General features: G+C 67.9%; 19 protein-coding genes and 1 tRNA gene. 7 read left to right on the plus strand and 13 right to left on the minus strand.

The annotated features are described in order from the left end of the window. Nucleotides 1-9 precede the first annotated feature (9 nt). Entirely contained in the window at nucleotides 10-864 is an 855-nt protein-coding gene (locus EPO13_10525) for a hypothetical protein (protein TAK68536.1), read from the minus strand. A 1014-nt stretch (nucleotides 865-1878) separates the two neighbouring features. On the opposite strand from EPO13_10525, the gene EPO13_10530 reads away from it, so the two are divergent. Further along, nucleotides 1879-3783 carry an SIR2 family protein gene (locus tag EPO13_10530; GenBank protein TAK68537.1) on the plus strand — a complete coding sequence of 635 codons (1905 nt, stop codon included), beginning with the start codon at nucleotides 1879-1881 and terminating at the stop codon, nucleotides 3781-3783. Between the two features lie 125 nt (nucleotides 3784-3908). Next, on the plus strand, nucleotides 3909-5219 hold the full coding sequence (locus EPO13_10535) for a nuclease PIN (protein TAK68538.1): 1311 nt from the start codon (nucleotides 3909-3911) through the stop codon (nucleotides 5217-5219). Between the two features lie 128 nt (nucleotides 5220-5347). Here the strand turns inward: EPO13_10535 and EPO13_10540 are convergent, their stop codons facing one another. The 8 genes from EPO13_10540 to EPO13_10575 all read right to left on the minus strand — a co-directional run bounded on the left by EPO13_10540 (nucleotide 5348) and on the right by EPO13_10575 (nucleotide 15377). Next, nucleotides 5348-8857 (minus strand): DEAD/DEAH box helicase, encoded by a 3510-nt coding sequence (locus tag EPO13_10540; protein ID TAK68539.1) that lies wholly within the window; start codon nucleotides 8855-8857, stop codon nucleotides 5348-5350. After that, nucleotides 8847-9611, minus strand: coding sequence for a DUF1837 domain-containing protein (locus EPO13_10545; GenBank protein ID TAK68540.1), 765 nt, complete (start codon nucleotides 9609-9611; stop codon nucleotides 8847-8849). The genes EPO13_10540 and EPO13_10545 overlap by 11 nt, the downstream gene beginning before the upstream one ends. Before the next feature lie 75 nt (nucleotides 9612-9686). Further along, nucleotides 9687-10106, minus strand: a complete 420-nt coding sequence (locus EPO13_10550) for a hypothetical protein (protein TAK68541.1) — start codon at nucleotides 10104-10106, stop codon at nucleotides 9687-9689. Between the two features lie 15 nt (nucleotides 10107-10121). After that, on the minus strand, nucleotides 10122-10370 hold the full coding sequence (locus EPO13_10555; GenBank protein ID TAK68542.1) for a hypothetical protein: 249 nt from the start codon (nucleotides 10368-10370) through the stop codon (nucleotides 10122-10124). Beyond that, nucleotides 10370-10891, minus strand: coding sequence for an XRE family transcriptional regulator (locus tag EPO13_10560; GenBank protein TAK68543.1), 522 nt, complete (start codon nucleotides 10889-10891; stop codon nucleotides 10370-10372). Before EPO13_10560 ends, EPO13_10555 begins: the two co-directional genes overlap by 1 nt. Before the next feature lie 43 nt (nucleotides 10892-10934). Further along, nucleotides 10935-11360 carry a hypothetical protein gene (locus tag EPO13_10565; protein TAK68544.1) on the minus strand — a complete coding sequence of 142 codons (426 nt, stop codon included), beginning with the start codon at nucleotides 11358-11360 and terminating at the stop codon, nucleotides 10935-10937. A 765-nt stretch (nucleotides 11361-12125) separates the two neighbouring features. After that, nucleotides 12126-12199: transfer RNA gene (locus EPO13_10570), tRNA-Met, on the minus strand. 238 nt (nucleotides 12200-12437) lie between these two features. Beyond that, a complete protein-coding gene (locus EPO13_10575) occupies nucleotides 12438-15377 on the minus strand; it encodes a UPF0182 family protein (GenBank protein TAK68702.1) in 2940 nt (979 codons plus the stop codon). 39 nt (nucleotides 15378-15416) lie between these two features. Between EPO13_10575 and EPO13_10580 the strand changes: the two genes are divergently transcribed. Further along, nucleotides 15417-15923: a hypothetical protein gene (locus tag EPO13_10580; protein TAK68545.1), complete on the plus strand. Its 507-nt coding sequence runs from the start codon at nucleotides 15417-15419 to the stop codon at nucleotides 15921-15923. 124 nt (nucleotides 15924-16047) lie between these two features. Here EPO13_10580 and EPO13_10585 read toward each other — a convergent pair whose 3' ends face one another. The 3 genes from EPO13_10585 to EPO13_10595 form a co-directional block, all read right to left on the minus strand. Further along, nucleotides 16048-17055 (minus strand): PDZ domain-containing protein, encoded by a 1008-nt coding sequence (locus tag EPO13_10585; protein ID TAK68546.1) that lies wholly within the window; start codon nucleotides 17053-17055, stop codon nucleotides 16048-16050. 37 nt (nucleotides 17056-17092) lie between these two features. Further along, the gene (locus EPO13_10590; protein ID TAK68547.1) at nucleotides 17093-17365 is read right to left on the minus strand and encodes a hypothetical protein; all 273 of its coding nucleotides are present in this window, start codon (nucleotides 17363-17365) and stop codon (nucleotides 17093-17095) included. 111 nt (nucleotides 17366-17476) lie between these two features. Then, complete coding sequence (locus EPO13_10595) at nucleotides 17477-17899, minus strand: molybdenum cofactor biosynthesis protein MoaE (GenBank protein TAK68548.1); 423 nt, start codon at nucleotides 17897-17899, stop codon at nucleotides 17477-17479. Nucleotides 17900-18110: 211 nt separating this feature from the next. Here EPO13_10595 and EPO13_10600 point away from each other — a divergent pair, with 211 nt between their 5' ends. Continuing rightward, complete coding sequence (locus EPO13_10600; protein TAK68549.1) at nucleotides 18111-19535, plus strand: zinc-dependent metalloprotease; 1425 nt, start codon at nucleotides 18111-18113, stop codon at nucleotides 19533-19535. A 77-nt stretch (nucleotides 19536-19612) separates the two neighbouring features. Then, on the plus strand, nucleotides 19613-20131 hold the full coding sequence (locus EPO13_10605; protein TAK68703.1) for an NUDIX domain-containing protein: 519 nt from the start codon (nucleotides 19613-19615) through the stop codon (nucleotides 20129-20131). A gap of 22 nt (nucleotides 20132-20153) precedes the next feature. On the opposite strand, the gene EPO13_10610 is transcribed toward EPO13_10605, so the two are convergent. Next, a complete protein-coding gene (locus tag EPO13_10610) occupies nucleotides 20154-20837 on the minus strand; it encodes a M48 family peptidase (GenBank protein TAK68550.1) in 684 nt (227 codons plus the stop codon). A 1233-nt stretch (nucleotides 20838-22070) separates the two neighbouring features. On the opposite strand from EPO13_10610, the gene EPO13_10615 reads away from it, so the two are divergent. Further along, nucleotides 22071-23141 (plus strand): hypothetical protein, encoded by a 1071-nt coding sequence (locus EPO13_10615; protein TAK68551.1) that lies wholly within the window; start codon nucleotides 22071-22073, stop codon nucleotides 23139-23141. A gap of 61 nt (nucleotides 23142-23202) precedes the next feature. Next, nucleotides 23203-24597 carry an AarF/ABC1/UbiB kinase family protein gene (locus tag EPO13_10620; protein TAK68552.1) on the plus strand — a complete coding sequence of 465 codons (1395 nt, stop codon included), beginning with the start codon at nucleotides 23203-23205 and terminating at the stop codon, nucleotides 24595-24597. Nucleotides 24598-24618: the final 21 nt, after the last annotated feature.

Here is a 24618-nt window from a genome sequence, read left to right on the forward strand (position 1 = left end):
GTACACGGGCTACGTGTCCGGCTGGTTGTCGGACCCGTTACCCCACCGCGCATGCTGCCGCGCAAAGTCGATCAACACCTCCGCCTCTGCGCGGTAGTCGAGCTGCCGAAGTCGATCGATCTGCCGCTCCCAAGCGCTCCGATCTTTGGGGTCCCGCGCTGCGAAGGCCCACCGACGCATGGCTTCATCGATCTCGGCCAGCGCCCGCGAGGTCGCGTGCTGGTCGCGATCCGCTCGGGCGAGATACAACGCCGACCAACCGTGAAACAGGCGGGCCCGGTCATCCACGAAAGTGACCCGCGACAGCAGCCGCGCCGCCTCTCGGTAGCGGTCGACATTGTCGCCCTCTGCTTGCGCCGCATGGTGTAAGAGCTGCCCGAGGCGGTTCACCGCATCCAGGTTGTTGGGGTCAAGCGTCACTGCCTCCTCGAGGAGCCCAATGGTGAGCTCTCGGAAGTTTGTTCGGGCGAGGATCGCCGCAGAGTGCGCTAGCTCCTGCGAGCCGGCCGCTGGGCCCTGCTGGGCTGTGACGAGCCGTGCTGCCGCGGCCCAGAACACCGCTGCCAACGCCATCTGGTCCTTGTTGGTGGCATGTTTGGCGAGGCCCCTGAGCGGAGCGATCGCCTCCGGGCCCTGCCGCACAGCGTCACGGGCGATCTTGGGGTGGATGTCGGCACCGGCAGCCAGAGGAGCCAGGTCACCGCGTTCGGCGAGGGCGGCGACGGCGGTCTGGACCAGCTTGTTCATGGATTCGCCCCGCTGGGCGGAGAGGGCTTCAAGCTGCAGGTACAGGGCCTCGGGCATACGGACGCTGAACGAGCGTCGCGATGAGAGCTCGTCGCGGCCTTGCGGTGTGTCAGTCATGATACCATCTCACTATCACGCAACCATGATGCCATCATCTGCCACTAACACTAGCAGAAGTCATGGTAGCGCCGATAGCAGTGGACTCATTTGCTCGATCTGGAGAACCTCATGGCCCTGCCCTCCACGACGTCCCAGCATTTGGTCCCGGCGACGTCGTCCTCGCCGCCGTCTACAACCCGGTCGAGGACCCAACTTCCTCAGGCAAGGTCCCCTGCCGTACTCGTCAGTGAGCTGGCCGACCGCTGGCTCATCGCGGGGCTCACCACCAGCCGCCGCCGGCTGGACGGGGTAGCACGAGTGTCGGTCCCACACCCATACGCGGTCGGCCTGACGGGCCCCGGCTACCTGTGGGGCAACCGACTTCACGGCATCCGGAAGGACGACGTCTTGCGGCGGATCGGGCACGCCCACGCCGCCCTGGCGCACCGCATCGCTGACACTCACCAAATGAGCGAGGAGGCGCGTCTCGCGCTGCTCCGAGCGTTTGGTGTGATGCTCCCCGAGCATCCCGAGGCCTGCTGATCGCCTCTCTCACGGCCTGAACGAAGTCGACCCTTCCCAGCCCAACGAGGCCTGTCCGGGCCACGGGCGATTCACGCGAACACGCTCCCGGGAGCATATTCACCAGGATTTCACCAGAAAACACCTGGGAAGCAGTCAGGGCCATGATCGGTGATCATGGCCCTGACCTGCGGTTTTGCATTGTAGCGGGGGCAGGATTTGAACCTGCGACCTCTGGGCAGATTCACGACCTTGCCGAGTGCGACCGACGATGCCTGAGAGCTACGGAACTCCTCGATGTGGAGCGGGAAGAGCTCGCGCTGCTAGTCACAGGATACCCGGGCAGCACCGGGTAGAACCGACCGTTTCTGGACAGTTGATGGACCCCGGTCGAGTCCCATCAGCAGTACTGGGGCGAGTAGTCGCGGCCGAACAGATGAGTGAATGCCCGGTGTTGACGGAGGCAGTTCGTAGAGTGTTGTCCAGAGTCCCCAACGAGTGGAGCGTGATGTGAGCACGGCGGATGCAGCGACGGCACTTGATGCTCTCGTCGCTGACGGCGTGCAGCGGGTGACGCTGGAGGAGTTCTCGACGACCTGGGCCGTTCAACGTCAGCGATTCGCTTGGCTCCTCGGTGCGGGCGCTAGTGCCTCGGCCGGTGTGCCACTCGCAAGCTCCATCAGAGACCGGCTCCTGTTCGACCGATACGCGGCAGTCCAGCAGCTGGTCCGTCAGGACCTGGATGAGACCGACCCAGCGCTGGTCGAACGGGTGCATACGTTCTTTGACGACGCGAACGGAATGCCGCCGCTTGGAAGCGCTGGCGACTATTCGGCAGCGTTCGCGCTTTGCTTGCCGGAACCGAGCGCACGAAAGGCACTGCTTCAACAGCTGATTGAGGGCGCGAAGCCCGGCTTCGCCCAGCGGGTCTTCGGAGGGTTGATCGTCTCCGGGGCATGCGACTTGGTCATCACAACCAACTTCGACCGCCTTGTGGAGAAGAGCTTTGCCGAAGCCCAACGAGCAGGGACGGACCTGAACCAGGACCTCGGCCGCGAACTGAACGTCGCCGGCCTGGACTCAACAGCACGCGCAACGACCGCGCTGCAGAACCGTCAATGGCCCCTGGTTCTGAACCTCCACGGAGACTTCCGGGAAAAGCGGCTGATGAACACCGACGATGAACTGCGCACACAAGAAGCTGGGCTGCGCCGGTTCGTCGTCGGTGCGAGCCGGCAGTTCGGCCTGGTCGTCAGCGGGTACAGCGGCAGGGACGAGTCGGTCATGGACATGCTGATCGAGGCTGCGACCCTTCCAGACGGCTGGCCTCATGGCATCTGGTGGCTCATTCGACCCCACGAAAGCCCCGTACCCGGCGTCGAGACCCTGCTGCGAGCCGCTGCAGCGAACAACGTGTCTACGACCCTCGTCATCGCGCCTAGCTTCGACGAGACGATGACCGCGCTCTCACGACAGGTCACAGTCGACCAAGCGATGCGGGAGTACTTCAACCGCCTGCACCCGAAGCCACGGTCTGTGCCCGCAGCACTGCCGACGAACAGGCAAAATTGGCCAGTCCTTCGTTTCAATGCGCTTCCGCTTCTGGAGGCGTCGGTCACCGTGACTCGCGTCGTCATCCCGAGCGCCTGGAGGCGAGGCGAGGTGAGGAGAGCGTTTCACCCCACCGATGAGTGGCCAATAGTGGTCAGCGGGCCAGGTGAGGTCTTGTGTCTCGGTAAACCAGAAGCAGCACTTGATTGCCTGCGTGCGGACCCGAACCTGGCTGATCGAGGCACGCCCGGCCCGGCGGAGGAAGTCGAGCTGGACCTCCTCGCTCCCGATGCACCTCGGCATCACCACAACCTCATGCTGCAACTGCTTGCCCGAGCCGTGGCCGAAGTCGCACCGGTCCGGATGAGGGTCGCAAGAGGCGGGTCGCCCAATCTGCTCCTCGAGGGGACTCTCGAGGGCGAGCCAGCCGGCTTCCAAAGAATTCGGACGGGCATGAATCGCGCCTACGAGGGCTCGTTGTTTGGGTACCTGGACGCAAAGTATGGACAGACCGACCGCGGCGGCGACAGGCGCTGGGCAGAGATGGTCATCCTGTCGTTCGACAGGCGTGCCGGCCGGGATTGGCTGCTGTTTCGGCCGTGGACCTGGATCGCACCTCTCTCGAAACGAGAGACAGAGGCCGACGATCCTCGCCGGCGAGATGAACTGGACCCCGCAGGCCCGTGGCGAAGTGAAGTGTGGGCAAAACGGCGAAGGAACGAAACTTGGGCAGGGTTGATCGCCGCATGGTCAGCGCTTCTGGCGCCCGCCGAACGAACAGAACTGACCATCAACTCCGAGGTCGGCGCCCCAATGGGTCGCATCGTCCTCAGTCACACCAACGCATACAGCAGGCCAGCGTGACGGCCGCTACGCCCGTTCAGACAGGGTCCGGGCTGGCTGCGTTTACCCGGGTCAGCGACCGGCCGCTCGTCTTCGGGACTCGCCAAGTACCGACGCGGGGTCGGCATCAGAACCCACTCGAGGGGATGCTGGTTCACGGTCCCTACGCACCGTTCCCAACCGGCGATCGCCTGCGGGTCGCAACCATCGCCGTTCCGGAACAACAGCAGAAACTGTTCGGCTTCCTTAAGCGACTGCACAGCAGTGCGAAGCCGAACGACCGACGACAGTATGTCCCCGACTTCCCGGGTTTCGAAGACGTCTTTGGCGTTCGCCTCGCCGGCTCCGTGAACCAGCGGTGCCATCTGAGGGTCGCTATGAACGCACCCGGGCAGGGGAACGCCGACCCCCACACCAATCTCACGAACGCGCTGATTCGCACAATCCATGGTCTGCGGAACGTTCGGGAGCAGTGGGACGTTATCGCCATCTTGCTGCCGATTCAGTGGGAGTCGTTGAGAAGGTCGCCGGACGGTCAGTACGACCTCCACGACCGCATTAAGGCCGTCGTCGCTCCGCTGGGCATCCCGGTTCAGTTCCTCTGGGAGAACTCGGCGCTAGCGAGCACACAATGGTGTTCGACCGCATGGCGGCTCTCCCTTGCCTTCTTCGCGAAGGCCGGCGGCATCCCGTGGCGGCTCACCCCGACGACCACAACCACCACCGCGTACGTCGGACTTCACTACGCCATCCGTGGCGGCACGAGGAACGAGTACGTGACGTGCTGCTCCCAGGTGTTCGACTCCCAAGGCGGGGGGCTCGAGTTCGTTGCATACAACCTGGGACCCGGGGATCGGGGTCCTCGAAACAACCCGCACCTCTCGCGCGAGGAGATGCGCACTGTCATGAGCCGTACTGCCGACTTGTACCGATTGCGGCACGCCGGCCAAATGCCTAAACGGTTCGTCATCCACAAAGAGAACAGCTGGCGAGACGACGAGATCGAAGGCGTTTACGACGCCTGGGGTTCGACGGCAGACATCGAGTGCATCTCACTCCAACGGTCGCGCTGGATTGGCGTGGACCTGAAGAAGGCCGGCAAGCCCGACCCGGAACCCAACTCGATGGCTATCAAGCGCGGCACCGTCCAGCAGTTCGACGGGCACACTGGGTTGTTGTGGACCCGTGGCCCGTCAGAGGTGGGCGTGGGTGGCAGGTGGTTCAGCCCCGACGGAAAGAGCCTGCCGAAACCACTCGTGTTCACTCGCCACACGGGTTCGGGAGACTTCAACTTGCTCGCCGCAGACATCTTGGCGCTTACCAAGCTCGACTGGAACAACGACAGCCCGTACAACCCGCTTCCGGTGACACTGGGGTATGCGCAGAAGCTGGCCGAGGTCGTGTCGAACGTGCCTAACCTTGAAGACAACGTGTATCAGTACCGCTTGTTCCTCTGAGCTGACCTTCGGTCAGGGATCTGGGCGCTCGCCCCGTTGTGGATAGAAATCGAATCTCGGTGACGAGCAATCGGAAATCTTCTGGTTCGCGCGCCCGTAGCGCGCGGGTAGTCGGTCTCAGCCACTTCTCAACGATTCCGGCGCTTGACAACCGATGGGTATAGGTCGCTTGGACCTCGATATCGCAGTTCGATTCCAGGACCGGTGCGAGATCGTCTCGCTCGCAGGGCGCCTTGTCGCTTAGCGTTGAGACGAATCGATGCCTCGCCGAGCAGATCAAAACCCGTCGACCAGATCTTGATCCGGCCCATTCCTGCGTTGGTCACGCGAAGCCATGTGCCTGCATCAGGGACCGCATCATACCAAGTCACGTCTCTCAACTTCTTCAACTGTTTGCCCCATCGACGCGAACGCTGTGCTCTAGTGCGGGATGCGAACGTCTCCCAAGCAGAGCGGGACTCGGTCGTCGGCCAAGCTGGGTTGAATGCAACGGAGGGTTCCAAGTTTCGGATCCATTGGCGCATGTCCGCGGCGGATTCAAAGGTCGCCTCGGTTGTGGTGACTGCGAGGATGGCTGCAAGTCGGTGGTCGAACCCCATACGGATTAGCACCGACGCCGACCGATTGAAGGTACCCGTCTCGATGGCGGTCACAGCCATGCCCATCAACAAGTCAGCAGTCAGGTCTCCTTGGGCGACCTCAAAGACCCTTGCTGCCTCGATGCCCCACACCAACCGATAGACCAGGTCCGATTCGACGAACTGCGCCACGGCAACCCGGTCACCCGGCAGCTCGCTCAGTGCCGAGCCACGCACCCAATGCCGCAACACACTGGGCCAATCATCGATTCCTGTCTCCGGGGCGAAGACGTCCAGCCCAAACACGATCTCAGCAATGTCTACTATCCGGTCCTCGGCAGTCCCGAAGGCCGAGTCGAGGATTGCCACTTCGGCCTGAGCCGCCAGAGCAATGACTTCCCCAGAAACGAGGGAAAGCTCGGATCCAGCCTCTGCTCCAAGCCCCGCTAGATACCAGCCACGGCGCTGCGACGGAGTGGACGTCCGCCAGAGGTGCCGGGTTCGACTCTCCACAATGCCGCGGATGGCGGCGGCGGAAGACTCGTCGAAGCGACGTAGCTGCCGTTCCCATAGCGAATCGAGTAATGCATCGGCGACGACCTGCGTGGCAGTGTCCGCATCCACCTCCTGATCGCTTTCACCGACGATGCTCAGGATGCCGACATCGAGCAATGCGAGGCTCGACCTCCAACTCGAGGTGGCGGCGGGAGTCGCCTCATTCGGTTCATTGGCGACGCTTGGTAGCGACCATTCTGGTCCACCTGTGAGGTAGTCAAGAAGTGGCTCAATGGAACTGAGGCCTTGGGATGCGTACATCCTTCTTAGGAGAAGGATGCCGATCTCGATAAGACCAGACTGCAACGCCTTCCCGCTGTCGCCTTGCGTGAGATCGAACCACTCCCCGCGCCGTTGCTCAGTGGGCTCGAAGATCGGATACAGAACGAGGCCCTCAGTGTCGACGAATGCGCGACCAGCACGCCCGATCACGTTCCCGAACTCGGATCCCTTGAGCTTGTCTCTGCCGCGACGCAACCCGTGAAAGAGCACGGCAGAGGCGGAGAGGTTCAAGCCCTGAGCAAGCGTTGGCGAGGCAATCGTGACCTTCAGGGTGCCCAGTTGTAGAAGTCGCTCCACTTCGCGACGGAAGGGTCCGGGCAACGCTCCATGGTGGATGGCTACGCCAATTTCGAGACACTTCAGGATGGGGTGGTCGGCACCGAACCACTCAGCCCCGATAGCAAGCGCGTTGGTCAGGTCGACGGCAGGCGACAATACGGACGTGACCAGGCCCTGCTCGTGGAGTTTGATGATCGCTTGCGCATACGGCTCGACCGAGTTCCGCTGTGGGCAGAAGACCAAGACTGTCTGACCTTCTTCAACGAGCCGCCACGCCGTGGCAACAACAAGCTCGCGCTGATCTGCGGGGAAGAGTCGCCTGCGGCGTCCGCTTGGCGGCTTCGCTTCGATGTACCTGGGGATGAATGGCTGGTCGGCCCCAAGCGTGATCGTTAGTCGTGCGTGGTCGGTACGCCACTCGACAAGCCCGAAGCGCTGTTGGGTCGGCCGCCAAGGCTCGCGGTGAAGCCCATCTGGCTCGTCGTCCGTGATCCAAGCCACGAAGTCGTCGAGCTCTGTCCCCGATGGGAAGACCGCCGAAAGGCACAGGATGCGCCGGGTCGAAGCATCAGAACGGCGTAGCAGCCTCTGAATCTGGGCTTCGTAGCGAATCTCCCGTTCGGAGGCGCCAATCATGTGGCCCTCGTCCAATACCACGAGCCCTACGTCATCAAGGACAGACGGATCGGACCGAAGCGCAAAGTCCAACTTCTCCGGGGTCGCGACGACGATGTCACCCGAGCGAAGTGTGTCTTCATCGACGTTGCTTACCCCCATGCTCCCGTAGAGAGAGGAAACCCGGACTCCGAGAGGCATGAACGTGCGCGCGAGGACCTGCTCTGACTGTGCGGATAGGGCGCGGAGCGGAGTTACGTACACCGTGCGCTTCTTCTGAGCGAGGCAGGCCAGTACCGCGAGCTCGGCGATACGCGTCTTGCCGGCGCTCGTAGGGAGGGCGACCACCAGATCCCGCGTGTCCTTGAAGATCCGGTCGACGACATGAAGCTGCGACGGCCAAAGGTCGATCTCGGATCGACCTCGAGCCAACAATGACTCAATGAAGGTGCGTCGGAGATAGCGCCACCGCTTGCGGTGTTCACGCGCACCCGCTGGCGGATCGTCAGGGAGGTTAGTCTGGATGCTTGTCTCAGAAAGGTCCCAGAGTAGGTGTCGGGTGAGTCGATAGACCCACCACGGCCCAGGGGTGCCGACGTCCAACGAAGCCTGCTCTCCGAGCTGGATGTCGTCGATAGCAGCCGCGAGAAGTTCAGGGCTTCCGATCTCAAGCGCGTACAAAGCGGTGGCGACGGCAGCGAGGTAGTTCTCACTGAGGAGGAGGACGAGCGGGCCAACTTGGTCCGCCGAAGAGGGATCCTCTTGACTTTCATCGTCGCCGGCGAGAGCACGCAGCAGCGCCTCGTCAGAGACTTGGGGAGAGACCCGCAACTCCTGCGTCCGCTGTTCAATCGAGTTGAGGTCACGCATCGCCAGGTCCGCGAGGGTCATCTCCATCGGGGTCAACCGGCCCGATCGACGGCTCGCCTGCATCAGCGAGAAAGCCCTGGCTGCGTAGCCACCCAGATGGCTTGCCGCCCCGGCAATCAGCCATTGGAATGGTGTGTCTTCAACGGTCGTAGCGTTCCGGGTGACAGCTTCTAACGCATACGAGGCCTGGATGAACCCCTGGCGTGCCAGCGTCTCATGATCCGCGGCGTCACCGTCGCTGGCTGACTCCAGTAGGTCGAGACTTGTTGATAAGAGCGCGTAGGCGTAGTTGAGAAGATCTGAGTCGAGGAGAGGACTGAACTGCGGTGCGTCCAGCGGCAGCACGCCCGCCCGCCTAATCATCGACTGTGCTTGGCCACGTGCAAGCAGGCGTCCCCTAAAGCCGGGTTCGGTTGCGGTGGCCACCGCTTCAGCGAGGTCAACTGGCTCACGAACCACTGTCGATCACCTCCTGATAGGCGTCCTTGATGAATGCCTGATGCCCTTTGACTCGGAGCGTGATCGTGAGCTGGTCAATCGAGCCTGGGTAGGAGTTCAGATCTGCCGTTACGTGAGCGGAGGGGTCACCACCCGTGAAGAGGAACATGAGGTGACCGATTCGGTCCGGATGCACGCCATCTGCGAGTTGGAGTGCGAGTACCGCTTCGCCAACCGAGCTGTCTGCGGAATGAAGGAGCCGTTCGGCGAACTGCGTGAGCGAGTGTGGTGATGGCAGCTCTGCGTTGCGGGCCAGACCCGCACGAGCGGCGGCGACAGTGCGCTCTCCCAAGTTCAGGTGGCTCTTTGCCTCGACCTTTGTTATCCGGACGCCCCCGTCGGGGTCCACCTTCGCCCCCAGCACGTCGTCGCCTCTCATCGCCCATTCCTGATGATCGCGTTGAATGAGACGGCTGGGTCCAACCACGTAGCCGCACTCTTCAAACAGGTAACTAGTGGCGAGGATCTCCCCCATGTCCCCGGAACGGGCGCTTGACTTCGTCGGTAGCTTGTTTCGCAGAAACTGCGCGACACCACGCTTGCCGAAGCGCTCGGCGATTAGTGCTAGTGAGTCGGGCTCGGCGTAGGCCTCGGGAAGACCTGCGGCCACGGCCGCGATGCCGCGGGCGTCGTCGTCCGACTCAATGACACCTGACATGTGAGCACCGACCGGCACCAGATCCCCAATCGTGCACCAGGTCCTGAAGTCGGTCACAGTCTCTCCGTCTCAGCGTTCGAAGAGGGTATTGAACGCCTCAGAAAGGCTACCCGAGCCGAACCCTGACAGGCGTTATTCGGGAAAGTCATTCGCGCCGAACTGACGCACCTGGGACAGGGCCCATGTGAGTTCAGCGGCCCAGCTTGTGAAAAACCCCCGCGCGAGCGGGAGCTCATCGTGGCCAAGTGGGATCTCGTGGTCGTCGAACCGGCCGAGGGTTCCAATCATCTGTGCGAGCACGGCGAGGTCGAATCCTGCATCGAGCGCTTGCGCCTGCTCGATGAGGGTGTCTTTGCCGAAGCGTTGCGCGAGGACGTACACGTCGGCAAAGTCGCGGGCTTCGGCGCGACCGAAGAGTGCGAGCAGCTTTCGGCCGGCGAGCTCGAGCGGCGCGAGGGTCGGCCCGAGGACGGTGACGGTTGGTTGCCTGTGGGGTCGGGAGTCGATGGCGAGGTCCACCAGGGTCTCCTCCCCCGACCGCGAGACGATCATCCGACAGAACGTGGGTCAGTCCTGGACGATGACGATGCCGTAGTCCCGTTCCCGGAGTACCTCCACGAACGCGTCCTTGGCTTGGATCACCGAGGTGGTGGGTGTCGCGGTGAACAAGTCGAGATCCTCGGTGGGGCGAGCGATCAAGGCCGAGGCCAGGAGCGCGGCACCGCCCGCGACGAGATAGCCCTTGGCCGAGTCGAGGGAGAAGACGATGGCCGCGAGGTCGACCTGGAACGCGGTGAGCTGTTCCGGGCGCTCCATCAAGCCGCCTGCTCGACAGCCTGCCCCGTGGCCACGGCGTTCCACGCGGCCCGGGTGCTGCGCGGGAGGACGAGTTCGTCCCACAGGTCGACGAGCAGGGCGCCGTCGACGTAGGTGAGGACATCTTGGGGTCCGCCCTCGCGTAGGACGATCTCGTAGACGCGGGCCCGCTGGCGGCGGTCGCGGAGGTCGTAGCTGCGGCCTCGGTCGGACCAGTTCAGGTGCAGCGGAAGCTCCACCGTGGCGAGGGCACGGTCGATGGGCAGACGAGGCAGGGCGTTGGGGACCCGGATCGGGCGACCGCGGTCGGTGGCGACCTGCCGGAACTCGATCCGTGGGGTGAGGGTGAGGTCGAACCCTGCCGCGGCCACGATCCGGTCCGCGGTCTGGAGGGTGGGTGACTTCCGGTCGTGCTCGTAGGCAGAGAGCGTAGTCCGCGAGGTGCCAGCCCATCGAGCCAGGGCAACCTGCGAGAGGCCCGCGGCCTCGCGGGCCTGTTCAAGCACGTTCCCGGAACTCATACCGCAGCGTATCCGATCAGATACCTGCCTCCAAATCCCGAATTCATAGCCCAAGGGCGCGGCTGGAGGTGTACTCGGGGGCTTGGGCGGGGCGGATGTAGCGCTCGATGAGGGTGGAAAGCCGCTTGTGACGGGTCTGCGCGGCGATCCGGTCCAGCGCGACGCCGGCGACGGCCGCGGTCGTAGCGTGTCCGGCGCGCAACGAGTGCGCGGTGATCCGCTCCGCGGCCAGACCAGCAGCTCTGGCGCGCTTGCGGAGCACCATCGAGATCGCCTCACCAGAGATCGGCTCCATTGTGACGACACGGCGGGGCATGGCAGTGAACAGCCGCCCCGGATCGTTCCCACGGACAGCGAGCCAGGCATCGAGGGCGGCGATGGGGTCAGTGGTGGCGTGCTGGCCATGGACGACGGCAACGGCCTGGCCGTCGGCGTACTGGTCGGTCTTGGAACGGCGGATGGTGAGCATGACGCCGCCGGGCTTGAACTCGACATCGCCAGCGTGAGCGCGGCGAGCTCGGAGCGCCGCAGTGCCGAGGCGAAGCCAAGCAGGATCATCGCGGCGTCGCGGACACCCAGCGGAGTGGTGCGGTCGATGTGTTCGACGATCTGGCGGATGTCGTCGGTGCTCAGGGGACGGGCTTGGCGCCGCGGTGCGGCGCCGATGATGCGTCGTAGCCCGCGGCGGACCTGGCGGACGCCCTCGGTGAGGATCGGGTCATCGAGCTCGCGCCGCCGATGTTGGTACGCGATGGCGCCGCAGATCAGGTCGATGCTGCCGACCGAGAGTCCGTCGGCGGCGCGTTCGGTGAGGTAGGCGCAGATCAGCGCGGGCTCAGCAGGGAGCGCAACCACACAGCGGGCGGCGCACCAGCGCTCCCACTGGCTCCACGCCCAGTCGTACATGGTGCGGGTGGACTCGGCATGAGACGCTGTGATCGCGTCGGCGATCCGGACGGCCTCCCCCACGCTCAGTCCAGCGGGCAGATGAAGGTCGTCGGGCTCAGATGTCCAGGGATGGGCTCACCCACAGGTTGTACGGAACGAGATCGCCGCCACCGGAGCCGCCCCTGCTGCGCCGCCATCGGGGCCAGCCGTCGAGCCACACGCGACTCATGCGCGGGACGCTCTGTTATGAGCGGTCGTGTCGATCAAAGGAGCCGCAAGTGGACACCAAATCAAATCTCTAAACCTTTCAGGCCCGGAGATCCGTAGATCCCGGGCCTGAAATCAGTAGCGGGGGCAGGATTTGAACCTGCGACCTCTGGGTTATGAGCCCAGCGAGCTACCGAGCTGCTCCACCCCGCGCTGGCCTTGTGGCTCCGACACGATACGACAGTCGGCCCGCGCCGCCAAATCGACGTCGCACCGCCGCGGAGTCGTGTCAGCTGCGCTCAGCGGCCGCCCCCCGCGTTCCCGACCCGCGCACCGTGCGGCACGGCGGCCGCGCCGCTCACAGCAGCCGCGACGGCACGCCCCGCCCGCCGCCCACGTCCCCACGTCGTGGCGCAGCCGTCCGCCGGCTACGCCGTCGGCCGCTCGTGGACTACGCCGTCGGGCGTCTACTGGCCGTCGCGCTCGGGCTCGCCGACGGCGTGGCCGACGGGCTCGGGCCGCTCAGCCGGCTCTCGGCGTCCTCGGCTCGTGCCACCGCGTCGAGCAGCCGCTTCTGCGCGTCCCCTAACGCCGTCCAGTCGCCGGCCTGCATCGCTGCCTGGAGGTCCGACGACGCCTTCGCCGCGTCGGCGACCGCCGCCGCCAGGTCGGCTCTGGCATCGGCCGTCCCGCCCGTGGACGAACCGCCGCCGTTGTCCGGCGGTGGGCTCGTGGTCGGCGCGTTCGGGTTGAACACCTGCGCCAGCGCCTCGGGCAGCGTGTTGGCGAGGACCACCTTGGGCCCGTAGCCGGCGAGCACCCGCCGTAGCAGCGGGTAGCCGGACGCGCCGGTCGACTTCACGTACACCGGCTCGACGTACAGCAGTCCGTCGTTGAACGGCAACGACAGCAGGTTGCCGAACTGCACGTCGGACCCGCCGCGCCGCAACAGCGACAGCTGCTGGCTGACGTCCGGATCGGACTCGAAGTTGTTCTGGACCTGCTGCGGGCCCGGGATCGTCGTACTGCTGGGTAACTGCAGCACGCGTATCGTCCCGTAGTCCGGGCCGGGCGTGGAGTTCACCGCCATGAACGCCGCCAACGTCTGTCTGCGTTGTGGCGCGAAGGTTGTCGTGAGCGAGAACGACGGCTTGTCCTGGCCCGGCATCTGCAGGGTCAGGTAGTACGGCGGCTGGAAGTTCGTCGCCGGCGTCTTCGTCGGGTCGATGGGCACCACCCAGAAGTCCGTGGCGTTGTAGAACGTCGCCGCGTCCGTCACGTGGTAGCGCGACAGCACCGTGCGCTGCACCTTGAAGATGTCCTCGGGGTAGCGCACGTGCGCCTCGACGGCTGTCGGGAAGGCCGAACGGTCCTGCACCACACCGGGGAACGCCTTGCGCCAGGTCGCCAGGACCGGGTCCGACTCGTCCCAGGCATACAACGAGACGGTGCCGTCGTAGGCGTCGACGACGGCTTTCACCGAGTTGCGGATGTAGTTGATCTGGTCCTGCGGCTGGACGACGTTCGTGCCGGTCCGCGCGGTGATCGAGTCCGACGTCGCGTCCTCGAGCGAGACCTGCGAGGAGTAGGGGAAGGCGTCGGTCGTGGTGTACCCGTCGACGATCCAGACGATCCGGCCGTCCACCACCGCCGGATACGGGTCGCGGTCCAACGTCAACCACGGCGCGACCTTCTCCACCCGGGTCAGCGGGTCACGGTCCCACAGGATCCGTGACTCGGAGTTCACCAGGTCGGACAGGATGATGTTGGGATCCTGGAACTTCGTCGCGAACACCAGTCGGTTGAAGAAGTTCCCGACCGACACGCCGCCGATGCCGTCGTAGGTGTTGTTGCGCTGACCGGAGGAGACCGCGTCGTCGGGGTAGTCCAGCTCGCGCGGCGGTGAGCCGGCGGGAGCGCCCACGATCGAGTACGGCGGCGACAGTTCGCCGAAGTAGATCCGCGGCTGACTGATCGACAGCGAGCCGGACGGCGGGATGTTCGACTCGAAGAACGACGGTTGTCCGTCGGCGGTCTGCGCGTTGTCGTAGGCGCCGACGAAGCCGTACCCGTGGGTGAACACGGCCTTGTCGTTCGCCCAGTTGCGCTGCGCGTCCGGCAATCCGGACAGGTTGATCTCGCGGACCGCGACGACGGCACCGCGCTGGGTGTTGTCCAGCGAGTACCGGTCGACGTCGAGGGTGTCAGCGAACGAGTAGTACGCCCGGACCTGCTGCAGCTGGTCGTAGGTGGGGCTCACCACCGCCGGATCGAGCAGCCGGATGTTGCCCAGCGTCCCGGCGTTGGCAGCCAGCACCTGCGGGGTCGGTGTCGTGGTGGTCCCTGCGTAGTTCTGCACCTTCGCGTCGGCGATGCCGTACGCCTCCCGCGTCGCGGCGATGTTGCGCTCGATGTACGGCTGCTCCTTCACCAGTTCGCTGGGTCGGACCTGGAACTGCTGGACGATCAGCGGGTAGAGCCAGCCGATGAGGACGCTGGACAGCACCATCAGGCCCAGCCCGATCAGCGCGAGCGCCCAGGTCCGCCGGAAAGCGTTGATGAAGAACAGGATCGCGCATCCGACGGCGATGAACGCCAGGATGGTCGTCGCGGGCAGGACGGCATTGACGTCGGTGTACTTCATCCCGGTGAAGCCCTGGACCAGGCTCTGCGGGTTGATCTCCAGGCCGTACCGGTCCAGCCAGTACGCACCGGCCTTCAGCAGCAGGAACAGTCCGACCAGGATCGACAGATGTGCTTGCGCCGCACCGGTCGCCCGCTCCCCGGCCGCCTGCAGCCGCAGGCCGCCGTACAGGTAGTGCACCACCGCCGCGGCGACGAACGACAGGGCCACGGCGACGAAGAGGAACCCGATCACGAAACGCTGGAACGGGTACGTGAACACGAAGTACGAGATGTCGATGCCGAACTGCGGGTCCGTCTGGCCGAAATCAGTGGCGTTGCGCCACTGCAGGAAGGTCCGCCACTCGGTCGCCGCCGACACCCCGGCGAGGATCCCGAGCAGGGTCGGCAGCACGATGACCACCGCGCGCCGGAACGGCTCGATGGCCACCCGGTAGCGGTCCAGCGACGCCTGCTCCGGGGTCATCCCGCCGAAGACCGGCCGCAGTCGCCAGGCCAGCCACATGTTCAGCGCGATGATCACCGCCATGCCGATGCCGAAGACCGCGAACAGCAGGATCCGGGTGGTCAGCTGGGTGGTGTAGACCGAGGACTTGTCGATCGACTGGAACCACAGCCAGTCAGTCCAGTACCCGGTGAACAGCACGAAACCGCCGATGAGCACGAGCAGCACCAGCAGAGTCGGCAGCAGCACCCGGCCACGACCGGATCGGGTCGTGGCGGAGCCGCCGCCCGCGGCGGCCGGCATGGAGAAGGTCACCGGTCGAACCTACGTCACACTGAGCGCGTGAGCGGCGACCTGTCCCCCGTGGTGATCGAGATCGAGCAGCATGTGTCCTCCGAGGGTTGGGACCAGCCGGCGCGCCTGTTCGCGCTGGTCCGCACCGCCGAGCTCGCGGCCGCCGAGCCCGAACTCGCCGCCCAGCTGGGGCTGGCCGACGACGCGTACTCCTTGACCCCTGTCGAGCAGGAGGAGTTCCCCACCGACGACCTGGAAGCCGCGCTCGCCCAGATCGGCTGGCCGCCGGAGGTCGCGGGCGTCGCGCTGGCGATCGAGCGGGTGGTCCTCCCGCCGCAGGCCGAGGCCGACCTGCCCGACAGCGGGGATGTCGCGGCCGCGGCGGCCGCCCACCCGGCGGCACACGACGTCCGGCTCGTCGTCGCCGTCGATCGGGACGGCGGGCGTAGCTGCGCGATCCGGGTCCGCGGCCACGACGAGCCGGGCGACGTCGCGGTCGGCGCCGACCTCGCACCGGCGCTGGCCGACGCGCTCGCGGCGACGCTCGCCGACTGATCGATCCGGCACGGCGCCGCCGGTAGCGCCGCAGCGATCGCTCCCGCGCCGGGCAGGCATACCGCGGCGGCAACGTGCGGGCGGTGGAGCGCCGGCGGTACGGCGCCGCCGGTAGCGCTGACGGCTACGAGCACGCCGGGATCGCGGCCCCGGCACGCCACTGGTCGATCGCCTTCACCGCGCCGTCCAACGTCGCCACCGGAGTGACCTGCAGCCCGTCGGGGACGTGACCGGCCAGTTCGCTACACAGGCTCTGCGGCATGAGGAAGAGCTGCGCGCCGGCACCGGCGGCTGCGGCGGCCTTCTGCCGGATCCCACCGACGGCACCGACCGCGCCGTCCGCATCGATCGTCCCGGTGCCGGCCACGACCCGGCCGCCGGTGAGCTGGTCGACGGTCAGCTTGTCCACGATGCCGAGGGCGAACATCAGGCCCGCGCTCGGCCCACCGACATCGTCCAGCGTGATCGTCACGGAGAACGGCGGATTCTCCACGGTGGCCACCGAGATCCCCACGTACGGCACGGCCGGGTCGCGTGGCGACGGGCCGCTGGTCACCGTGACGTTGGTGTCGGCGTCGTCCCGCCGTACGGCGAAACTCAGGTCGGTGCCGACGGGCTTCGCCCGGATCAACCGCCCGACGTCCTCACCGGTGTGGACCGGCGAACCGTCGATCGAGACGACGACGTCGCCGGGCCGCAGCTTGCCGGCGGCCGGGCCGCCGTCGACGACGCTGGACACCACCGCCGACGGGGTCAGCGGGACGCCCAGCTGCCGGGCGGCCGCCGTGACCGCGTCCTGCTGCGAGCTGCGGAACGCCTGGGCGTTGGCCTGGTCCACCTGATCCCCGGTGGCGTCAGGCGGGTAGAGCAGTTCCTGCGGCACCACGGCCTGGTCACCGGTGAACGCGGCCCACACCGCCACGCCGAGCGACAGGTCGCTGCGGGGTCCGCCCAGTTCGGACACCGTGAGCATGTCGAGGGCGCCGGTGGTGGGGTACGTCGTCGCGCCGCTGATCTGGATGACGTCGTGGCCGCCGTACGACGCCAGGGTGTTGAACACTGGCCCCGGGGCGAGCCGCACGTAGGGCACCGGCAACCGGCTGGCCACCGCAAGCAAGACCGCGGCCAGCACCGCGGACAGCAGCAGCGTGGCCGAACGTCGGCTCAGGTCACGCCGCCGAGTTGTCGGCCGGCGCCGTATCCGCCGAAGGACCGGTGGCCGAAACCCCGGTCACCGAGGGCCGGCTGGCCGGCCCGGCGGCGACAGACCCGCCGCGGCCGCGCTCCGGCAGCGGCCGTTCCATCGCGGCCCGGAACCGATCGCGTTCCTGCATCGCCTCATGCGCGTCGGCCGGTCGCTGCGGCCTGCCGCGCCACAGCGCCCACAGGAGGCCGAGCAGCGTGGCAGCCAGCGGAATCGACCACCACAGGATCGGGGACACGCCGGCCTCTCCTACCTCGGAGGCAGCCGGTCGCCCGCCGGGCGAACCGCAGCTGCCATGGACCATGGAGCACGTGCAGGGGACCTGAGCACGTGCGGCACAGCGTACGCGTTAGGGGCTGCCGACCCAGTGGGACGAGCCGTCGGTGTGGTGCTGGTTCTTCCAGATCGGCACCCGGTTCTTGAGCTCGTCGATCAGCCGCCGGCACGCGGCGAAGGCGTCACCGCGATGCGCGCATGCGACGGCGACCACGACCGCAGCGTCGCCGATGGCGAGGTCGCCGGTGCGGTGCACGGCCGCAACGGCGACGACCTCGGGTTCATCGGCGACCTCGGCGGCCACGGCCCCGAGGACGTCGGCCGCACTGGGATGAGCCCGATAGTCCAGGGCCGCGACGCCGATGCCCTCGTCGTGGTCGCGCACCGTCCCGACGAAGACGGCGACGCCGCCGGCACGCGAATCGGCGACCGCGGCCAGGACCTCGTCGACCTGCAGCGGCGTATCGCGGATCGCGACCAGCCGGACCTCACCCACGGTCGGGATCCTAGGCAGGCGCGCCGACAGCAATCGGTTGGCGTCCAGCCGAAGGGCGGGCGCCGGTTCCGCCCGTGGCGGACAGCGACACGCGGCGGTCGTCACGCCCTATCCGCCCGGTTACCGTGGTCGCCATGGACGCCACTTCTCCGGCCTCGCCTCGTCCACCCGCGCCGCTGTTTCCCGCAGCGTCACCATCGGCGGTCGTGCGATGAGTGACCGGCCGCCGTTCGGCTTCAGTGGCCCCGACGATCCGGACGACGAGGGCCGTCCCCAGGGTGGTGGCGGCCCGGCGGATCCGTTGGGATTCCTGGCGAATCTGACCGGTGGCGGTGGCGGACAGTTCGACATGGGCCAACTCGGCGCCGCCCTGCAACAACTCGGCCGGATGCTGCAGACCGGCGGCGAGGGGCCGGTCAACTGGGAGATGGCCCACGACGTCGCCCGGCAGGAGCTGGCGAGCCAGGGTGATCCGGTCGTCGGCGGCGCTGACCGGCGCGCGGCCGAGGAAGCGGTCCGGCTCGCCGACTTGTGGCTGGACCAGGCCACATCCTTCCCGGCGACCGGGCACGACGCGGCGGTGTGGAGTCGCAGCCAATGGCTGGAAGCGACGTTGCCGGCGTGGCGACGCATCGTCGAGCCCGTCGCCGAACATGTCCAGACCGCAATGGGGTCGGTACTGCCCTCGGCCGGCGAGGGCCTGCCACCCGGTGTCCCGCCGGAGTTCGCCGCGATGGCCGGCCCGCTGCTGGGGATGGCACGTCAGATGGGCTCGGCGATGTTCGGGATGCAACTGGGCCAAGGACTGGCCAGCCTCGCCGGTGAAGTCGTCGGCGCCGCGGACATCGGCATACCCCTGACTGCGGATGGCCGCCCGGTCCTGTTGCCGCGCAACGTCGAAGCCTTCGGAGCCGGCCTCGGCATACCGGCCGACGAGGTACGGCTCTACCTCGCGTTGCGGGAGACCGCGCACCAGCGCCTGTTCACCCACGTGCCGTGGCTGCGCAGCCGGCTCGAGGCGGCCGTCGAGGCGTACGCGCGTGGCATCCACGTCGACACCGCCCGCATCGAGGAGGCCGTACGAGACCTCGACCCGAGCAATCCCGCTGCGCTGCAGGAGGTTCTGGGTTCCGGGGTATTCGAGCCTGAGGACAGTCCGGAACAGCTGGCCGCGCTGGCCCGGCTGGAAACCCTGCTCGCTCTGGTCGAGGGATGGGTGGACCAGGTCGTCGACGCAGCCGTCGACGGCCGGCTACCGAGTGCGGATCGGTTGCGCGAGACCGTACGTCGGCGCCGCGCCGCCGGCGGTCCGGCGGAGAAGACGTTTGCGACCCTGGTGGGGCTGGAACTGCGGCCGCGCCGGTGGCGGGAGGCCGCGACCGTGTGGGCCGAACTGCTGCAGGCACGCGGCGTCGCCGGCCGCGACGCGGTGTGGGAGCACCCCGATCTCGTCCCAACCGCTGACGACCTCGACGACCCCACCGGCTACCTCCGCCGTTCTGCACCGCTGGATCTCGGTGAGCTCGAAGGACTGCCGGCCGTCGCCGAAGGTGAAGCCGACGCGGCCGAGCCCCGCGGGGACGATGCGGCTGAACCCGGCGGCGGCGAGGACCCCGGAACCGACCCCGGCCGGTGACGGACGGCGCGGCTGCTCCGGCTCCCGACCCGCCGGCTCCCGACGCACCGGCCCAACACGCGGAAGCCCGGCAGGTACTGGCTCGGTGGCACACGGCCGACCCGGCGCAGTCCCGGCTACGGTCGGACTTCGTCGATTTCCTCGACGCCCATCAGGACGGCCTGCAGCGTGAGTGCCTGGCCGGGCACCTCACCGCGAGCGTGCTGGTCGCCGACAGCACTGTCGAATCCGTCCTGCTCACCTTGCATCCCAAGGTGGGCCGCTGGCTGCAGCTGGGCGGCCATATCGAGCCCGGTGACGTCGACCTGCGAGCGGCGGCCGCTCGTGAAGCGTTGGAGGAGAGTGGAATCGACGGCCTGACGCTATCGGCCGAGCCACTGCACCTGGACCGCCACCGAGTCCGCTGCCGACCCGACGTCGTCCTGGACCATTGGGACGTCCAGTACGTCGCGCTTGCCCCGGCGGGCGCGCGGGCGGTTCGCAGCGCCGAGTCCACGGAACTCGCCTGGTTCACCTGGAATCAGCTCCCGGAACGGACCGACGACGCCGTGCGCGCGCTGGTCGCGGCGGCGCGCAGCCTGCGGCCGGGTCCCTAACGCGGTCCGGGCGGCGGCGACGCTACGGCGCTGTCCCGATCTCCCACAGCCCCAAGGCATCCCAACGGTCTGAGGTCGCTGCGGGAGGACGAGACGCCGCACGACCGGACAGCTGCGGATCCGCACGCGGGCCGCTCCTGTCACGCGCGTCGCCGGTCACCCCAGCGGCGTCGTCAGCAGAAGCCGGACGGCGGCCGTGGGCGTCCGCGTGCGCGACGCCGTCGAGGAAGGCGCGGGCGCGCTCCGTGCCAGGGAAACGGGACACCAGGGACTGGAAGGCCGCGCCATGACCGGGCTCCACCAGGTGGGCGAGCTCGTGCAGCAGGACGTAGTCGACGACGTACTCCGGCATGGGTTGAAGGCGATCGGAGAGCCGAATCGTGGCGTCCAGCGGCGTGCACGAACCCCAGCGGCGGTGCATGGTCGACACCCACCGCACCGACGCGGGCCGGGGCGCTTCGGGCAAGTAGCGCTTGGCGAGGACGGCCGCTCGGGCCGCGAGTTCGCCGTCACCACGAGCGGCGCGGGCGCTACGCCGGTCGAGCCGCGCGACAAGTTCCTCGACGTACCGCCGGACGTCACGCTCCGGCATCCGCGCCGGGACCACGACGACGGTGCGTCCATCCTCACGAGTGGCACTCACCGAGCGGCGTCGCCGCTGGCTGCGGCGGATCTCGACGCCCGCGGGGGCCCAGGACCGGTCCATGACGGCCACCGTAGGCGCCGGGTCCGACTCCGCGCGGCCGACGCACACAGGCCCACCACAGCGGGCGTCCCGACGTCCGCCGCTCCGGGCGGAGCGTCCGCGAGATGTCCTGCGGGCAACCGCCAGACGACGACCGGACACCAAGTTTCTTCTGCCCACACGCGGTGGACGACGACAGCGCAGGTCATCGGCCGCAGCCGACCGGACACGCTCAGGCGTGTCCCCAGGCCGTCCCCCGGTGCTCCACAGCGACGCGCCGACCCATCCCCAGATCGTCCCCAGCGCTGTCCACAAGGCGGGGCCGGGCGGCGTTGACGCCACCGACCTGCGTTCGTAGGTTTCCCCCCCGACGGAGCCCTCGGGATAACGGACGGGCGCGCGCAGGGGAAGGCGCGCGGCAGTGCGGCACCCGGGGGCTCCGACTCGTTCCCCAGCGACGGCGAGCAGCGACCTCGCGGTCGCGAACGCGGCCCTCGGGGGCTACCCGCCCCGACACGACGCAGCCACTGCGGCGCACGGTGCGCCGGGTGGTGCGCCGCGTCGTCTAGGGTTCACACCGATCAGGCCACTCGTCGGTGGCCGCCGGCGGACGACCCCATGTCCGCCCGACGAAGGAGGACCCATGGCCGAGACTTACAGCGGCGAGGCCTACTGCGTGAAGTGCAAGGCCAAGCGCGAGTTCACCGGGGAGGTCTCCGTCAACGCCAAGGGCACACGCATCGCCAAGGGGACCTGTCCGGTGTGCAGCACGACCGTCACCCGGATCCTGGGCAAGGCGTCCTGACGCAGTCCAGCCCGTCGCAGCGTTCGGCCTGACCTGTCGGTCGGCCGGCGCCGCTCGTTTGTCGAAGAAGGGGACGTCCCGTCGGGGCGTCCCCTTCTTCTGCGTAGACCGCCCTTGCGACGCCACGCCATGGGACGCCTCGCCCGTGCGATGTCACGCCCGCATCGCGACGCTGCCATCGGTCGCCGCCGCACCGTCGTCGATGTCGGCTCGGATCGCGGTCCGCGTGCTGTGGATGGCTGGTCCCGCCGGTCAGCCGGGCACGGCACGCTGCCCCCATGGAAGCTCCGCACCGCACCGGCTCGTCCCGCCCTGGTCTAGACGACGCTGGTCCAGACGACGCTGGCCCAGACCGCGCCGGTCCACCTCCCCCTCGATCGCCCCTGCCGTACCGGCCCCGGCTCCGGCGGGAGGTCCCGCTGCTGTGGCGGGCTGACGACGAGTTGCAGGTGGGTATCGACGCTCCGAGCGTGGTGGTACTGCCGGCCGCCGACCGGCGAGTGGTGACCTGGTTGCGCGGCTTGGACGGCGTACGGACCGCCGACGAGGCGCTCGCTGCGGCGGCGACGGCCGGGATGGGCCGGCAAACCGCGGCCGCCGTACTGGACGCACTGCGGGCCAGTGGAGCCCTCGACGACGCCGATCGCGCTGCGGGTTCGCTGCGGCTCGTGGGTCCCGCCGAACGAGCCCGGCTCCACCCCGACCTGCTCGCCGCCGGGCCGGTGACTTTCGACGTCCGGGCGACCAGCCGTATCCGAGTCCAAGGGACCGGCCGAGTGGCGTCAACCGTCGCTACCGTCCTGGCAGCATCCGGCGTCGGCGCCGTCGAGGTGGTCGAGCCCGCGACGGGTCGGACACTGTCCCCCGCCGACTGCGCTCCGGCCGGACCCGCGCCGTCGCAGTACGCGCGCGACGCGGTCGAGGCGGTATCCGCGGCCGTACGCCGTACCGCCCCGTCCGCCGCGACCTCAGTGGTCGGCCGGCCCGACCTGGTGGTCCTCGCCGACGCCTCCCACCTGCGCGCGGTGGACGCCGAGCCATTGCTCATCGATGACGTGGTCCACCTGCCGGTCACGGCCCATTTGGCCCGCGCCACGGTCGGTCCCCTGGTCGTCCCGGGTGTGACCGGCTGCCTGGACTGCCTGGCGCTGCATCGACGGGACCGCGACCCGCACGCGCCGCGGGTCGACCTGCAGCTGGCGTATCGACGGCCTCGGCCGGTGGTCCCTGTCGCGCTGGCAACCGCGGCGGCCGCCCATGCCGCGCTCGTCGTGTTGAGCTGGCTGGGTCGCGACGAACCGACGATCGCGGGGACCGCGCCGCCGCCGACCACACCGCCGACAGGAGCCGGGGCAGCGGGGGTGCTGCCGGCGGGGGTGCTGCCGGCGGGGGTGCTGCCGGCGGGGGTGCTGCCAGACGTCTTCACGACGGTGCTGGAGTTGTCCACCGACGGCACGACCCACTCGACACCCGCCCCGGCGCACCCGGGCTGTGGTTGCCGCTGGCGGCAGGCCGGCTGAGCCGGGGGCCGAGGCGGGACGACCGGTCACATCCGGGCGGCTCGTACCTGACAATGGGCCCGTGGCCGACCTCCCCCGCACCGCGCTGACCCGCGGCGCGAAGATCGCGGCATTGCCGCTGGGCATGGCCGGCCGGGCGGCCCTCGGCTTCGGCAAGCGGGTGGTCGGCGCGCCGGCCGAGGCGGTGACCGCCGAGCTGCAGCAGAAGACCGCCGAGCAGATGTTCCGCGTCCTCGGTGAACTCAAGGGCGGCGCGATGAAGTTCGGCCAGGCCCTGAGCGTGTTCGAAGCCGCGCTGCCGGAGGAACTCGCCGGCCCGTACCGGGAACACCTGACCAAGCTGCAGGACGCGGCCCCGCCCATGTCGGCGCAGACCGTCCACGAGGTACTGCGACAGGAACTCGGGCCGCGCTGGCGTGACCGGTTCGCCGAGTTCGACGATGTCCCGGCCGCGTCGGCGTCGCTCGGGCAGGTTCACCGGGCTGTCGCGCGGGACGGCCGCGAGGTGGCCGTGAAAGTGCAGTATCCCGGCGCCGACAAGGCGCTGACCGCGGACCTCAACCAGGTCACCCGCATGGGGCGAGTCTTCGCCTCGTGGGTTCCCGGGCTGGACATCAAACCGCTTCTCGCGGAGTTCAAGCAGCGGGTCATCGAGGAGTTGGACTACCTCAAGGAATCCCGCTCGCAGCGGGCCTTCGCCGTGGCGTACGAGGGCGACCCCGACGTCGTCGTACCCCACGTGCTGGCGGCGTCGCCGTACGTCCTGGTCTCGGAGTGGCTCGAGGGACGGCCGCTGTCCCGGCTGATCGCCGAGGGCAGCCAGGCCGAGCGGGACCACGCCGGCCAGCTGTACCAGCGCTTCCTGCTGTCCGGTCCGGCCCGCGCCGGGCTGCTGCACGCCGACCCGCACCCGGGCAACTACCGGATCACGCCGGACGGCCGGCTCGGCGTACTGGACTTCGGGGCGGTCGCGCAACTGCCCGACGGGCTGCCGCCGTCGGTCGGGCGACTGCTGGCCATCGCGCTGTCCGGCGACGCCGGCACCGTGCTTGCGGGGCTACGGGCGGAGGGTTTCGTCAAACCACGTATCGACGTGGACGCCGATGCCCTGCTGGCCTATCTCGACCCATTCGTCGAACCGGTGCGCCACGAGCATTTCCGCTACTCCCGCGAATGGCTGCGCGGACAGTTCGCCCGCATCAACGATCCGCGTAATCCCGATTTCAGTATCGGGCTGAAGATCAACCTGCCCCCTTCGTACCTGCTCATTCACCGGGTCTGGATGGGCGGCGTCGGCGTGCTGTGCCAGCTGGAGGCCGACGTCCCGGTCCTCGCCGAGTTCCAGCGGTGGGTGCCGGGCTTCGCCGCCGAACCGGGGCAACCGGTGACTGCCGAACCGGCGGTCACCGACACCGACGCAACGGCCACCGACGGCGTGCCGACCGACCCGGCGTAAGCAGCGGGAGTACCAACTGGG

It is taken from the genome of Actinomycetota bacterium (genome assembly GCA_004297305.1).
Lineage (GTDB): Bacteria > Actinomycetota > Actinomycetes > S36-B12 > FW305-bin1 > FW305-bin1.

What these genes read in the sequence shown, in the direction of transcription:
- EPO13_10525 (TAK68536.1), bottom strand. Translation starts at nt 864, where the DNA reads ATGACTGACACACCGCAAGGCCGCGACGAGCTCTCATCGCGACGCTCG.
- EPO13_10535 (TAK68538.1), top strand. Translation starts at nt 3,909, where the DNA reads ATGCTGGTTCACGGTCCCTACGCACCGTTCCCAACCGGCGATCGCCTG.
- EPO13_10550 (TAK68541.1), bottom strand. Translation starts at nt 10,106, where the DNA reads ATGATCGTCTCGCGGTCGGGGGAGGAGACCCTGGTGGACCTCGCCATC.
- EPO13_10555 (TAK68542.1), bottom strand. Translation starts at nt 10,370, where the DNA reads ATGGAGCGCCCGGAACAGCTCACCGCGTTCCAGGTCGACCTCGCGGCC.
- EPO13_10560 (TAK68543.1), bottom strand. Translation starts at nt 10,891, where the DNA reads ATGAGTTCCGGGAACGTGCTTGAACAGGCCCGCGAGGCCGCGGGCCTC.
- EPO13_10565 (TAK68544.1), bottom strand. Translation starts at nt 11,360, where the DNA reads ATGCTCACCATCCGCCGTTCCAAGACCGACCAGTACGCCGACGGCCAG.
- EPO13_10575 (TAK68702.1), bottom strand. Translation starts at nt 15,377, where the DNA reads ATGCCGGCCGCCGCGGGCGGCGGCTCCGCCACGACCCGATCCGGTCGT.
- EPO13_10600 (TAK68549.1), top strand. Translation starts at nt 18,111, where the DNA reads ATGAGTGACCGGCCGCCGTTCGGCTTCAGTGGCCCCGACGATCCGGAC.
- EPO13_10610 (TAK68550.1), bottom strand. Translation starts at nt 20,837, where the DNA reads ATGGACCGGTCCTGGGCCCCCGCGGGCGTCGAGATCCGCCGCAGCCAG.